A 15,899-nucleotide genomic window follows, 5' to 3' on the forward strand; every position below is an offset into this window, starting at 1 on the left:
TTTTTGTTAAGAATAACTTCAACTGCCACCCCAAATGGACCGAATTATTGACCTGTCAAGCAAAACCTTGCATAAGTTTGGTTTGCTGTTTGTATTTCTTTTTGTCTCTTCTTTTGTAAATGCTCAGTTAAGCGACCTTCATTACCTACCACCTTTAAAACAAGGTCAGAATAATGCTGGAATTAGAGACCAAGCGATTTACCTGTCCACACCCGAACCAACAACTTTTACGGTAAACGCGTATCGAGGTACAAATGCTACACCCGTGGCAACATTCAATATTTCAAATGTGAATCCAGCAGTTTGGACATTAGCCGATGGAGATAATAACATAACACTGGTAAACAACGCCAACACCGGTATTGTTCTGAACAACAGTGGTCTTCGTTTCGAATCTCCCAGCGGGAATCGTTTTTATGTAAACTATAGAGGTAATTCAAGTGCACAAGCTGCGTCATTGACTGCAAAGGGTAGACAGGCTCTAGGTACCCGATTTAAGTGGGGAGGTGTCCCGAATTTAGGGTCTCACCCTTCCAAATCCAATACTTTGGGAATCATGGCGACCGAAGACAATACTACGGTGCAGCTTTTTGGTTATGACCCTGGTTGTGAATTTAGGGTTGGCAATAATAGAGCTGGCATTACGGCCAATACCTATACGGTCACTTTAGATGCGAACGAGTCCTTTGTTTTCGAAACCTATATCGGGAACAGCCCGACGCAAGCTCATGAGGATGGATGGATTGGGGCCACCATTGAGTCGGATAAAGATATTGTCATTAGCAATGGTTCCATCAACTTTGGTCGTCAAGCGGGGGCGAGCAATAGAGATGCAGGGATTGACCAACCCGTTCCTGAGAATAGGTTAGGAAAAGAATATGTCTTTATTAGGGGTAATGGTAATACCAATGGTTCTACAGAATTTCCTTTGGTAATTGCTATTTCTGACAATACTCAAATTTTCGTCAACGGTGGCACAACACCGATTGCAACGATTAATAATGGTGAATATTTTCAAGTACCAAGCAACTTCTACTCGTCCAATGCCGTTGGCGCCAATATGTTGTTGCAAACTTCAAAGGATGTTTATGCCTATCAATGTATGGCCGGCGCAAGTCAGGTCTATACGCAAGGGCTGAATTTTGTTGCTCCGGTAAACTGTTTGCTGCCTGATGTAATGGATAACATCCCGGATATTAGAAATATGGCAGGTACTACGGTTACAGGTGGAATGACCATCATTGCCGCTGTTAATACGCCAGACTCGAATATTGTGGTTACCGACGGTAATGGCGCGGTAACATTACCTGCTTCGAATCCAGTTGCAGGCTCATCGGATTGGAAAACCTTTTATATCCCTAACCTAAATGGTGATGTCAGTGTAAATTCTACGGGCCCAATGGCCGTTGGTTTTTTTGGATTCAACGGAGCACGTGGGGTGGCGGGTTACTTTTCCGGTTTTGATACGCTACCCGAAGTTACACTCGAAATTCGCGGGGGAAGCGGTTGTTTTGTAGGATCCGAGATTTTTGAAGCTACCAGTAATAATTTTGATGCTTTTCAATGGTTTGAGAACGGGCAGCCCATACCTGGTGCCAATGGTCCTAGCTATGCGCCCATGGGAGCCGGCGAGTTCTTCTTAAGAGGTACCAAGGGGCCTTGTACTTATGATAGTAACGCGATACAGGCCTTGTACTGTGATCCCGATGTCTTTGTACAAAAAACTGTGGATAGAGCTGAAATCATGGAAGGGGAGACGGCCACCTTCACGATTAGGGTTCAAAATTTCGGATTAGGTCCACTGACCAACCTACAGATAACCGACGATATTCCAGCCGGATTAACCTTTTTATCGGCTTTTACCATAACCGGAAGCTGGAGCGGCAATACGTGGAATATTGGAACCTTGGATGGTGGCGACGTTGCTATTTTAGAATTAGAGGTACAGGCCGATGAAATAGATACACTGCCACTTTTAAGCTTAACAAATACCGCTACTAATACCCAAGATCAGACGGATACTAATTTAACTGAAGACCAGCCTTCAGCCAGAATAGTGGTTCATAATGACTTTGATAATGATGGCGTAAACGATAGCACCGATTTGGATGATGATAACGATGGTGTTTATGATGGCGATGAATGTGATAAACTTCTCTTTAATATTGCAAGCGGAGCTTCACATACAAGCGACTTGATTACCTCAGATGACTATTTGATACTGGATATTTTCAGTGTGGATAACTCCTTTAATCTCCAAATTAATGGAAACGATGTTGCTGGAGAAATCCAATTGCAAAATGGGGAACCCGGGAACACAGCCCTATTTGAAGATGGAACCGGTTACGGACAAGGAGGTAATCCGGATATTTGGACCCTAACGGGAACCCATGGAAACCCTCTGTTACGTGTGGTTATAGATCAGGCTGGACAATTTGAATTGTTTGGTACTCGAACCAACAATGGACCTCTGGAACCTTTAACTCTAACTTCCCCTGCCAATGTGGTAAGTTGGAATACATCCGGGACCAATTCCATAGTTATAGGCCAGACTGTTGCTGGCCCTACGAATATGCAAGGGGCTTTGCTTACCGCCGGATGTGATACAGATTCAGATGGCTTTCCCAATCATTTGGATTTGGATAGTGATGGAGATGGATGTAGTGATGCCAACGAGTTTTATAAAGACGATAATGCTGATGGTGGTGATGGTGGAGAATATGGAACTGGAGTGCCTGCGGTGGATTCTTCCGATGGTACGGTAACTGCAGCCTCATATGTTCAGGTTTTAGCTCCGGAAATCGTTCTAGGCAACACTTCAGAAAATCTCGGAGGAATTGATATCAATGGTCAAGGAGTAAGCTTGGGAGACACCTTTCAATATGTACTTCGTTTCCAGAATACGGGTGATGATAATGCCACCAATTATACCATCAGGAATGTACTGCCGTCCAATGTAACTTTGGACAATGTTGATGTTTCCAATGCTTTGGGAACTACCCATTCCCATGATGTAGGCACCAATACGATTACGTTCCAAATTCCTGATAATTTGGTTCAAATAGGTGACCCGCAGTATTCCATTCGTATTACCGTGACCATTTCGGGGAACTGCTCGGATTTTGTGGATGCCTGTTCATCTGATTTAGAAAATTTAGCATATTCAACTTTTCAGGGTATGAGCAATCCTACAGTGTTTACTGATGAACCTGGTTCCTCTAACTTTCCCTGTAATACAACTCCTGAAGTCGCCAGTAATAACATTTTGAACGATTTGGCAAACTGTGCTCAAGCAAGAACCGTTCAATTATGTGGTGCGGACGTAGTTTTGACCGCTGGTTCCGGGTTTACAACCTACAATTGGGCCTTGGATAACAACGGAAATGGTCAAATTGATGGCTCTGATACCATTTTGAACGATGGTGACCCTGACGGAGACCCTAGTACGCTTATAGTAACCGATATTGGAAACTATATAGTTGAGAAATCCTCTGGTGGGAGCTGTCCGGACCTAACAGAATTGATTACGGTGGAACGGTTTGGTACCACGCAGACAAATCCAATTATTTCCTACTTCAATCAAGTGAACTCCGATGCGAATCCTGATAACGATTTACAGGGTGAAATTGCTACTTGTTCGATTGATGGTAGTCTTTTGCCAAAAATATTCTTATGTGGCGAGAATGATGAACCCACTATTCAATTAGGTATTACAGATGCTCAAAGTATTGTATGGCAAAGGCTTGACGAGACAAGTTGTGCGGATGCAGGGGATGATTGTGCCAACACCAACAGTTCATGTACTTGGAATGATATTGTGACCCAAGATAATTACACCTTAACCGATAGCGGGAAATATAGGGTGGTTATCCGTTATCAGAACGGATGTTTTAGTCGCTTCTATTTTAATGTGTTTAAGAATACATTGGATATCACACATACTGCTTCGGATATCTTATGTAGTACAGCTGGTAACATCAGAATTACCAACTTGGGAGCCAATTATGGATTCCAACTGGTCGATGCCTCCAATAACAACATCGTTGTGCCATTTTCTAGCAATAATGGCCCTAATTTCGATATAAGCACTGGCGGAACATACGTAGTACAAGTTACCCAGTTGAACCCTTTAACTGGCGACCCAATACCGGGAAGTTGTGTTTTCGAAACGGAGGAAATTGGAATATTGGAACGAAATTTTCAAGTTAACCTAAGCGAAACTCCTGCGGATTGTAATCAACTAGGGACTATATCCGTTCAAGCTTTGAATGTTCTACCTAACTATAACTATGAGTTGAGGTTGGATGACGGGAGCAATGGCGGACAGGGTACCTTTGTTGACAATCGTGTCGCCACTCCGGATAATACCCATACATTCACTAACGTCAATCCTGGGAATTACATCGTAATCACAACAACAGATGATGGTTGTACAGATACACAAACCATAACAGTAACCGAAATTCCTGAGTTGACTCTTACCGCTCTTACTACAGAAAACATTACATGTTCTGCCGGAATTGTTACCCTGACACCAAACGGAGGTTCTCCAAATCCAGATTATCAAATGGCGATTTGGAGTAAGGACGGTGTGGATTTGTATACAACACCAGCAGATGTACCTTTAGCTGATTTACAAACGAATCCAAACTTTTTGTTCGGTTTTCGGGGAACGCCTGCGACTTATTTCCCTAATGAAGCAGGGGATTACGAATTCATCGTTTTTGATGATAATGGATGTTCCGCAATTTCCAATAGTGTTCGTGTAGATGAACCAGGAGGATTGAACATTTCTGCATCGGATAGCGGAATCGTTTGTGCAGATTCAGCTACTGCTTCTTTAACCGTTTCCGTAACCGGAGGAACCGCTCCATATGAATATAGCTTGGATGGTGGAACCAACTATCAGAGTAGTGATACATTCGTGAATCTTCCAGCTGGTTTCTATACCATCACCATAAGAGATTCTGGAGGTAGTGGTGCGTCTGCTTGTATCGGAAACTTTGATTATGAAATTGTTCAACCGTTCCTATTAAATGCTTCACCTGCTATCATTGAGGATGCCTCATGCAACCCAACAGGTGCAAGAGTGAGGATATTGAATGCTAGTGGAGGCCAAGCGCCTTACGAATATAGTTTTGATGGTGGAAGTAATTTTGATACCAACAATGAAAGAAATTTAGCGCCAGGAAATTATCAACTGGTTCTTCGTGATGCTTTAGGCTGTACTCATGATATGGACTTGACGGTTCCCAACCCGGTTCCAGACCCAAATCTAAGCGCAGCAGTCGATTATGCCTGCGACGGTACGGCATCTATCACAGTTTCTACATCAAACACAACAGATTTTACATATACCTATAGTCTAAATACTGTAGCAAACACCCCAGCTGATAATAATGTTTTTACGGGTGTGGCAGATGGTAGTCAAACCATTACAGTTGGATATGCTAGTAGCATTACACCCAACCAGAGCACTATTTTCTTTGAAGATTTTGGAGCTGGTCCAACCACACAAATTGCAGAGATCGGTACGGATTACTGCTATGAACCACAAGATGGCTCTTTGACCAATTGTAATAGAGGACCTGCCGGAATATTAGTAAATGGTGAATACACAGTAACCAACTTAGTAACAAATGCATTGAACCTAACCACTTTGACCAATCCTCAAGATCACACGGGTCTAACCAATGGGAGGTTCCTGGCCATTGACGTGAGTACATTTTCTGATACAGGTTCAACAGTATTGAACTCAGTTCTATGGCGTAAAGAAAATATTGAAGTATTGCCAAATGAAGATATCTCACTGAGTTTCTGGGCGTATAACTTGATGAACCTGACCGGTACAGGTAATAATCCTGAAGTTTTGATTGAGATTTTGGATAATACGGGAACCTTGATTCATAGCGAGGTTGCTCCTGAAATTCCAAAGAATACAAGCGATACGGATTGGCACAATCGTACAATTACTTTTAATCCTGGCGCCAATACAGATATTGATATCGTCTTTAGGTCCAATGTAAATAGTAACGATGGTAATGATTTAGTATTGGATGACATTCAGGTAGTCCAGCTACCGGAAGTTTGTGAAAAAACACAAGATATTATTGTAGTTGTTGAACCAGACCGGGCGTTTAACAGTCAATTGTTAAGTGTGACAGACCCAAGTTGCAATGGTGCAACAGATGGAGCGATAAGCTTTGAGGTGACCAATTTTGATGCAGTTGCAGGTTTTGAGTACTCTTTGGACGGCGGAACAACTTGGATTCCTGAAACAACATCTCCTGTCACTACGGCCGCTAGCTTAGGCGATGGAAGTTACACGGTACAAGTTCGTAAGGCTGATGATAACGTCTGTACATCCAATTTTGGTGCTACCTTAACTCAACCTACAGCATTGGTTCCGGCTTTAAGTCTTACCGCTCAGTTCACCTGTTTTAACACAGGTGCTACTTTGGAAGCCTCTGCAACTGGAGGAAGCCCTGCCTACGAATACCAATTGGAAGATACTGTAGGGGGTATTGTCGTTGCATATCAAAATAGTATAACCTTTACCAACGTAGCTGCTGGGAATTATCTTGTTCGAGTTCGTGACATTAATGGATGTTCAGAAATCACAACGACTCCGGTAGCGGTTACTGCTCCTCAAGCCGTAACGTTTACAACTTCTTCTACCGCATGTTACGATGGAACCAACAATGCCACTATAACAGCAAGTGTTGTAACGGGAAATGGTGATTATACTTTTAGAATTAACGGAGGAGCTTGGCAAACACCTACTCCGACAACAGATACAAATTATACGTTTTCAAATCTGGCAGATGGCACGTATACCATTGAAGTCTCCGATGTTTTAGGATGTGTTTCTAGCGTGGAAACCGTAATCATAGCCCCTGTATTATCCGCACAGGTTGATGTGGTGGATGTCACAAGTTGTGGTAACGGTAGTATCACCGTAACGCCTTCGGGTGGAGATGGCAGCTATTCATATGCCTTCTTGACCACAGGTTCTGTAGTATCCGATTCCGATTTCGCGGCTACTAATTCATTTGTGGTTACGTCCGGAAATACGGGCGGTTACGATGTGTATATTCGTGACAATTCAGGTACGGCACCGTATTGTCAATATATGGAGACTGTAACCGTAAACAGCGCACCTAGTTTGGCATTCACGTCTACACCAACGGACCCGGAATGTCATGACGGAACCGGTTCTATTGCGATAAACATCACTGCCGGTGACGGACCCTATACCGTCCAGATTGTGGATTTGGACAATGCCGGAGCTTCTGACCAAACGGTCACAAACGTGTTGACCAACACCTATGAGTTTTTCAATCTTCTACCTGGAGATTATACCATAACCATCACTGATGCATATGGGTGTAACTTAAATGATACTCCTATCACTGTTAACAATCCAGATGAATTGGTAGGAACAGTAATGGGCGTCACACCATCGGCTTGTGGAGGGCCTATAACAGATTTTGGTTTTGATATTACAGGTTATCCAGGGACTATCGGTACTGTGGAGTTTAGTGATGATGGAGGAGCTACCTGGCAAGCTTCTGACCAATTCAGGGGATACATCTCTGGAGCAACAGTTTTCCCATCTTTGAGAACGGTTGATGGTTTCGGAAATACTATTTGCCAAACGGATCTGCCACAGTTTGTTATTCCATTCCCTCTGGATGACTTGGATATTACCATTTCTGCTTTGGTTGTGAATTGTAATGAGCTGCAGGTCACTGTGCAAGGTTCTGAAGGAACACCTGATTATCAATACACGTATTCTGAGGATGATTCCACTTTTGACCCGTTAGCACCTACCGTGCCGTGGACTACTCCTGCTTTAGACGCAACAACACCATTTGTGTTTACAGGCTTGGTTCCAGGTCGTACATATACCTTCTATGTACAGGATGCTGTAGGTTGTGTAAGACAGAGTAATGTGAATGTGAACAATCTGATTACACAACCATTAGGGATAACTGCTACTGCTGTGCCTTCATGTAACGGTAGTACAAATGGAAGCATTACGTATACTATAGTGGAGAATACCGTTTCACCTGGTTCAGAAATGCAATGGTCTTTCTATAATATTGCTACGGGCACACCTGTTTTAGTAAGTGATAGTGGAGGAAACGTTCCTTTTTCAGCTCCTCAGACCTTAACATTTAACAGCTTAGGAGCCGGGGACTATTTTCTGGAAGTCACCAAAATGGATGGTGTGGTAGCAAGCTGTATTAGCGCATCTGAAAACGAACTTTTACAAGAATTGGATGCTTTGACAGGTACACCGGCCGTACTACAAGATATTACTTGTGACCGACCTGGACTTATTGAGATTCCTGATATCTCAGGAGGAGGCGGTACGTACAACTATAGCGTTACCGGTCCAGCACCATTTACGCCAATTGCCGGAACTTTGGACAATCCTATTGAGATTCCCGCAAATTCACCATCTGGCTCTTACTCAATTACGGTAACCGACCAATATGGCTGCTCCACTAATTTGGGCAATGTAAGTATAAACCTTTCACCCAATCCAACAATTGACGCCATAACCGTGGCTAATTGCAATGTGCAAGCAGATGTTACCATAACAGCAAGCAGTTCGGCCGCCCAGATTTTCTATTCCTTGGATGGTGGTACCAATTACGTCGATAATGGAGGAGTCTTTAACAATGTGGCTCCAGGAACATATAGCGTAAGCATTATTGATAGCAACGGTTGTACAGATACGGATTCAATAACCGTGCATCCTCAATTACAAGCGAACGCGATATTGGCAGAGGTTTTGGGATGCGGCGTCGGAAACGAGGCTGAGATACTGGTTGAGGTAACCAATGGTTCTGGTAGCTATGATTATCAAGTAGTGGGTACCTTGGGTACTTTGGTTTCAAGACAGTCATTGGCTTTAAACCCAACTACAGTTTTGGCTACTGTTGCAGATACGTATACGGTTACTGTCTATGATAACAATACTTCAGGTCCAGAGTGTTCAAGGGTATTTACGGTGGAAGTGCCACCAGCCCTTACACCAAGTTTTGTCCCAACCCCAACAGATGTTAGCTGTTCGGGAGCTAGTGATGGTATAATAGCTATCGCTGAAAACAATAACGGTATCAGTCCATTGACTTACGCCTTAAATCCTAATGTTGCTGCTTTCAATGTTGCCACAAACAGTTTTGAAAACTTGCCTCAAGGAACCTACGAAGTAGTAGCAACAGGGCAGAATGGATGTACAACGACCATAAGTAATATTCCAATAGGAGAACCAAATACAATATCATTTGACCCTGTCGCCGTGTCTCCTTTCGGATGTACCACAGGAAATGCAGTTAATTTAGCCACGATTACCATTGATGAAACGAGTATTGCTGGAGGTAGTGGGACTTATATCAGATATGAGTTTATTGACAATGTAACTAGCAGTGTGCTACAAACAGGTACCAATCCAGTGTATACTCGAACGGATTACGCAGGAGTTGATGTTTTAGTACGCGTTGTGGATTCAAATGGCTGTTCAGGGCAAGAATTGGTCAGCATCCCTGCTTTTGATGAACTGCTTAGCGCTTCAATAACAGTTGATGATATTATTAGCTGTTCAAATCATGGAGAGGATATTACTATCCATGTAACCGGAAGTTTGTCAAACTTTGGCTCCCATCCAGGAAACTATGAGTTCCGACAATTACCTTCATTGACCTATCAAGCATCTAATGTGTTTACGGATCTTCCTGCTGGCAATCACACTTTCGGAGTACGAAATGTGAATACGGGATGTGAATTGACCATAAATCATGTTGTGGATGAACCTAACACCTTTGACGTAGTTGTTGAAAAACTTAGTGATGTAGTTTGTTTTGGTGACACAGGAAGTATTCGACTTACATTAGTGGATGCCACCTATGTTTCCGGATTTACATGGAATATTTATGATACGAATGGCACGCCATCGGATAGAACTGATGATGGTCCAGCAGTGTCAACTGGAACATCAGCAAACGTAGGTCCTACGGGAGCTATAAACGTACCGGCTGGAGATTATTTAGTTGAGGTTGTTCAGGATGCGTTCCCAGATTGTACTCAGGTAAGGGCATTTAGTATTACCACGCCTCCTGCATCAATAACTCTTAGTCCTATAGATCTGACCGATGTAGGATGTACAAATAATCAAGGTAGTGCATTGATTGCCCCTGCAGGTGGAGTTGCTCCATACACCATCGCATTGACGCATAATGGTACTGCGGTAACTACCACGGTGAATGCTGTAAATAGTAACTTATTCCAAAACTTGACGGCTGGGCAATACTCAATAAGTGTTACGGATGATTTAGGATGTACCGTGCCATTTGTCAATGCATTTAATCTCTTGTTGCCTGATCCAATTTCAGGGTCGATTGCCAACACCAACTTGGTTTGCCAGGGAGATACTGATGCCTCTGTTTCAGTTACGGTCAATCCAAGGAATATAATCACCAATTACCGTTATGTTTTAAATACATACAATGATGCCGTAGGTTCAGTTGTATTGAGCGCATCCACTTCTCAAACAAATCCGAACTTTAATAACCTTGGCGCTGGTTTCTATAGCATTACTGTGTTGGATGACATGGACTGTACCTTTGAAACCAATATCGTAGAAATCGTTGAGCCTGCCGATGTAGATGCTTTATTGGTTACCAACCAAACTTTAGGATGTAACACGAATGCGGAATTGTTACTGGTTGCTTCAGGGGGAACTGCTCCATATAGTTGGAGTATTGATGGAACTACTTTTAATGCTATGAACGAGACTGTGACAACAGATACACATTTGTTCACAAATGTACCCGCAGGAAATTATCAGTACTACATCAGAGATAGTTTCAATTGTGTTTCTACCATTTCCAATGCGATAAGTTTAGAACCAATCGAGACTTTGACCGTAGTATTGGATACCTCTGCGGCTGCCGTGACCTGTAATGGAGAAAGCAATGCGTTAATCGATGCGGAAGCAGATGGAGGCCTTGGCAACTATCAATATGCACTCTTTACAGATTTAGCGTTGACCAATGAAATTCGTCCAAACCAAAGTACAGGCACATTTATTGGCTTGTCCGCTGGTTCGTATTACGTTAGAGTACAAAGTGGAGACTGTCAAGTGACTTCTGCAGAAGTGATAATCCAAGAACCAGATTTACTTGTGGTGAATCCTACGGTTAGTGATGTTAGTTGCTCAGGTGCAGAAGATGGAAGTATTTCATTGGCAGTACAAGGAGGAACAGGAAACTATCAATATGCCATTTCGCCAAACCTTAATCAGTTTGGGTCTGAAAGTACTTTTGATGAATTAGCACCTGGAAGCTATCAGGTAATAGTTCAGGATGAAAATGGTTGTTTTGAACTGGTTGAGTTCGATATTACAGAACCACAACCATTAAATGTGGTTTCAACAGTAACAGATGAGATTTGTTTTGATAGCAGTGATGGTACCATTTCTCTACAAATCACAGGAGGAACAATGCCATACTTTACTTCCCTTGATAGTAATTTGGATTCAGACTTTGTTCAGGATATTACCGAATATAATGACCTATCAAGTGGTACCCATGTTGTTTTTGTAAGGGATGCCAATGGATGTGAATATTCAGAAATCTTTGAAGTGCAGAATGGTGTGAACCTAGAGGGAGAAGTAGAAGTATTGTATCAGTGTGATGGGAATGGATTCACATCAAATAGTATTCAAGTGGTATTTAATGATGATACGGTTGCTGGAGATGTACTCTATGGTTTGGATACCAGTGATACCTCTTTGATGCAATTGGAGCCAGTATTTGAAAATCTATCTGGAGGAGAGCATTACGTTACTGTAGTGCATAACAACGGATGTATTAACACTCTGACCTTTGAGGTAACGATTTTTGAACAACTAACGCTAGAACTTAGAGAAGGGGAAATCAATCAAATAGATGCTTCGGCCATGGGTGGTTCTGGTAATTATACTTTTAGTATCAATGATGGTCCATCTGGAATTGAAGATACCTTTTACATTACAGAAACTGCAATATATACAGTGACGGTAACGGATGAAAACGGTTGTAGCATAAGTCAGGAGATTTTTATGGAGTTTATTGATATTGAAATTCCAAAGTTCTTTACGCCAGATGGAGATGGAATGAACGATACCTGGGCCCCTGATAATATTACCCAATATCCTAACATCTTCATTAAGATATTTGACCGATATGGACGGAATTTATTCCTTTTCGAAGGAAATCAGGACAGCTGGGATGGACAGTATCAGCTTTCAGAGCTGCCTACAGGAGATTACTGGTATATTATTCGATTGAATGGGGAACAAGACCAACGTGAATTTGTGGGTCACTTTACGTTGTATCGATAAGATATTTGAATGGGACTAGCTTAATTGTTACCTTCATTAAGATTAAAACTAAAAAAAGCCCCTGTTTTAGGGGCTTTTTAATTAACTCTGAGAATGAGGGGAGATTTAAAAACCTACTTTCAATAGTATCCAGAGAATAAGATGTTTACTAAAACGGTCTAGCGTTGTTTTTATCTAAGTATACGATGTATGTTATCTGCCATATCTGAAACATTCTCATACTTCTGATTCTTTAAAATGACAATATATAAGTCGTCTTTAGGGTAGTACCTTATAACCGCTTCATAGTTTCCGCTCTCGCCATGATGATGATGAACTTCCAATGTATCATTGTCCCACTCCAAAACGCCCAAAGGCGATTGAGCCCCTGCTCTTTCTGAAAGTAGCTTAACAGATTCTTTTGATATAATTTGATGGTTATGTAAGTGATAGAGCCACTGGTAAAGGTCTTGTGTGGTAAAGCTCATTAAAAACTTTGGTTCTTGAATAAGATAGGAATCGAGATTGAAATCTACATCAAATGCCACCGCAGGTGATTTTTCATCCTTGTAAGGTGTCTGTTTGGCAAAGTAGCTATCGGTCATTTTTGCAGCTTCGAAAATGTGCTCTTGAACGTAATCCTCAAAGGACCGCCCAGTAACTTTTTCAACGATAAGTGTTAACAACAAGGGGTTATAGTTGGAATACAGATAGTCCGAACCTGGTTCAAAGACCAGTTCTTCCTTTCTTAAATCGTTCAAAACTAATTCTTCTGTAATGGGGTTATTGCTTCCAATATAATTGTCCCATGGCACTTTTGGTAAACCACTGGTGTACTTGAATAACTGCTTTATGCCTATTGATGAAGCCCAAACGGGTAAATCATTCAAGTAATAACTGACTTTGTCATCAAGTTTCAGACGCCCTTTTTCAAAAAGTTGCATAATAGCCACTCCAGGGAACTCTTTATAAATTGAGCCAACATTAAATCGGTGCGCAGCTGTTAAAGGTTCTTTTGTTTTGGGATGGGCGATACCAAAGGAGTTTTCGTAAAGAATTGTATCACCCCTTACTACTAGTATGTTGCCATTAAGTTCTCCATCAAGATATTGCTTTTGTATGTATTCATCGATGCTTTTATACTGACAGCTTCCCGTTAATAATACAATACAAAGCAATGGAAGTGTAATTAACCTCTTCATTTTCGTTTTATTTTACGCCGTTCCAGATATCCAAATACATTTTCCAATTATCATCAACTTTTTTCCAAACAATTACATATTTCCCCTTCCAGGAGGAGATTTGTCCATCTTGGCGTTTGGTTTTGCCTTCGTAATAGCCATAGTCGTATGCGGTATTTTCAAGAACCGTGATTTCACTTTGTGTGATTTTGTGATAAGGAGTACTTATTCCATCAGGAAGTGTCCAGTATTTAATAATGTCTTTACCCTCAAGTATCAAAGTATTGTTGGGGAAAATCTTGGCGTCATCCGTGTAGGAAGCTTCAATTCCATCATAATTGGAGGTCATGACATATTCTGAAAACATTTTGGTGTTTTCCAGTATTTGATTGACGTCTTTTGGATTGCCTTGAAAGGTTTGTGAAAAACCTAAATACGCATATAATATCACGAAGGTTGCTGATAGTAGTGGTTTCATTTTTCTTATTTATTGTTATTAATTCTTTTAATCATTTGAATGGCATTGTCGTTAGCTGGGTTTAGCTCCAATGATTTTTTATAATTCTCAATGGCCAAAGTTGAATTGCCATTGAGCATATAGGCCTCTCCAAGACTATCATAAGCATTAAATGAATTTGGGTGTTTTTCAATATTTATTTGAAAAACCTCAATGGCTTTTTCTAAATCATCGGCAAGTATAAAATCATACCCTGTATAGTTCAGGACTCCTTCAAAGGATAACTGAGGATTCCTTTTTCTAGCCACTTCGTATATTTTTCTGAAGTCTTTGCTGTTGTTGGATTTTAAAAGATCGATCCGCAGCTGTTCTTGAGCGATTCGGTTGGGTTCCCTAAGTCTGCTGTCTGCCATTCCAGCTATGAGACTCATCATGTTTGCTATTCTGGGTCTGTATTTAAAACCATTACTGAGTATGATAATGGTCAAACCGGTGTCAAACTTCTTGAAATCTATCACGGCACCACCTGAAAAGCCATACATTTTATGACCATTTACCGAATATTCGTCTATACTACCATGAAGAAATCGTTTTTCATCTTTTGTGTAGGCAAATGGAGTCAAAAACATGGCCTTAGTCTCAGTATCCAAAAGCTTTCCGGTATCAAACAGTTTATTCCAAGCGATGAGCTGGTCTAAAGTGGTGTTAAGACCATTCCCTGCCAGACTTCGATTGCCAGCTTCAAAAGTTGAATGTTCATAGCGCTTTAATTGATAGTCATAAATGTATTTGGCATTGCGGTTGGGATAGACCGCTAAGGAATTGGAAGCATAAAAGGCTTCATTGCCTGCATTTGGAAACTGAATGTCCAATACAACTTTTTCAAATGCCTCTTTCGTAACTTTTTCAATAATTTGCTGCAGAAGCCAAAAACCCGTTTGGTTGTATTCAAATCGTTCTCCCATTGGAAATCTTAGTGGTTGAATACTTAGTTTTTCTAGGAGTTCAGTATTGGACAGAGATTGATTGAAGTCTTTGTATTCTGGCAGCCCAGATGAATGGGTCAACAAGTGTTTTATTTGAATCTGCTTCCAGTGTTCAGGTATCCCATCAAGATATTGCGATAGGGTATCACGGATGTTTATTTTTTTTTGCTGTACCAAACGAAAAGCAGCAACCGCGGTCATAAATTTAGTTGCCGAATACAGCCTGAAAACTGCACTGTCACTGACTTTTACAGCATTTTCTAAGTTTGAGTAGCCGTAATACCCTTTGTGCAAAACAATTGAATCCTGAATGACTGCAATGGCAAGTCCCGGAATTTCATCTGCAACCATCAAATCTTTGATGTAGCCGTCTATCCTACCGGTAACCGTATTGTCATCAGAACCAGTATCAACAACTTCATGACAAGAAAGAGACAGGAAAACAATGAAGAGAAAAAAGAGATGTTTCAGATTCATTATTTTTTGCTCTGTCTGTGGAATATCTTGTTTACGATTTTCCATTCCCCATCAATCTTCAACAAATTCATATAATCCACAAAGTAGAAGTTGGGATAGTCAATACGCAGTCTAGCATTCGCTGCGTTACCGGAAATATTAATGTGTTCTATTTTGGTGATACGTTGTTGTTTTGGTCCAGGTTTGATGGCTTTTTCAAAGAACTCGATAGCATTAACCTCTGTGTAATCTTCTCCTCTGATATATTTCATTTTGGCATCATGGTGAAAAGCCTTTTTTAAGGTTTCAAAATCATTGTTCGTGCCGCCTTCGAGATAGTAATTGACGGTTTTGGCTATGGCTTCGTAGTCGGAAGTTTGCGCGTTTGCAATACCAAAGGTTGATAAACAAATTACAAGTGTCAGGATTAATGGTTTCATTTTTTA

5 protein-coding genes are annotated in these 15,899 nt (G+C 41.3%); 1 reads left to right on the forward strand and 4 read right to left on the reverse strand.

Features of this window, described 5'->3' with window-relative positions:
• Positions 1-34: 34 nt before the first annotated feature.
• Positions 35-12,394, forward strand: a complete 12,360-nt coding sequence (locus CLV81_RS14855) for a T9SS type B sorting domain-containing protein (protein ID WP_106145912.1) — start codon at positions 35-37, stop codon at positions 12,392-12,394.
• A 170-nt stretch (positions 12,395-12,564) separates the two neighbouring features.
• On the opposite strand, the gene CLV81_RS14860 is transcribed toward CLV81_RS14855, so the two are convergent.
• Genes CLV81_RS14860 through CLV81_RS14875 form a run of 4 tightly spaced genes read right to left on the reverse strand, consistent with a single transcriptional unit; the run spans position 12,565 to position 15,893 of the window.
• The gene (locus tag CLV81_RS14860; RefSeq protein ID WP_106145913.1) at positions 12,565-13,575 is read right to left on the reverse strand and encodes a serine hydrolase domain-containing protein; all 1,011 of its coding nucleotides are present in this window, start codon (positions 13,573-13,575) and stop codon (positions 12,565-12,567) included.
• Between the two features lie 7 nt (positions 13,576-13,582).
• Positions 13,583-14,032 carry a YybH family protein gene (locus tag CLV81_RS14865; protein WP_106145915.1) on the reverse strand — a complete coding sequence of 150 codons (450 nt, stop codon included), beginning with the start codon at positions 14,030-14,032 and terminating at the stop codon, positions 13,583-13,585.
• 5 nt (positions 14,033-14,037) lie between these two features.
• Positions 14,038-15,519: a serine hydrolase domain-containing protein gene (locus tag CLV81_RS14870; RefSeq protein ID WP_106145916.1), complete on the reverse strand. Its 1,482-nt coding sequence runs from the start codon at positions 15,517-15,519 to the stop codon at positions 14,038-14,040.
• A complete protein-coding gene (locus tag CLV81_RS14875) occupies positions 15,474-15,893 on the reverse strand; it encodes a nuclear transport factor 2 family protein (RefSeq protein WP_106145918.1) in 420 nt (139 codons plus the stop codon). The genes CLV81_RS14870 and CLV81_RS14875 overlap by 46 nt, the downstream gene beginning before the upstream one ends.
• Positions 15,894-15,899 lie beyond the last annotated feature (6 nt).

Source organism: Flagellimonas meridianipacifica, assembly GCF_003001695.1.
Lineage (GTDB): Bacteria > Bacteroidota > Bacteroidia > Flavobacteriales > Flavobacteriaceae > Flagellimonas > Flagellimonas meridianipacifica.

Bases quoted from the DNA above. Each gene is read 5' to 3' on its own strand.
- CLV81_RS14855 (WP_106145912.1), top strand. From the start codon at position 35: ATGGACCGAATTATTGACCTGTCAAGCAAAACCTTGCATAAGTTTGGT.
- CLV81_RS14860 (WP_106145913.1), bottom strand. From the start codon at position 13,575: ATGAAGAGGTTAATTACACTTCCATTGCTTTGTATTGTATTATTAACG.
- CLV81_RS14865 (WP_106145915.1), bottom strand. From the start codon at position 14,032: ATGAAACCACTACTATCAGCAACCTTCGTGATATTATATGCGTATTTA.
- CLV81_RS14870 (WP_106145916.1), bottom strand. From the start codon at position 15,519: ATGGAAAATCGTAAACAAGATATTCCACAGACAGAGCAAAAAATAATG.
- CLV81_RS14875 (WP_106145918.1), bottom strand. From the start codon at position 15,893: ATGAAACCATTAATCCTGACACTTGTAATTTGTTTATCAACCTTTGGT.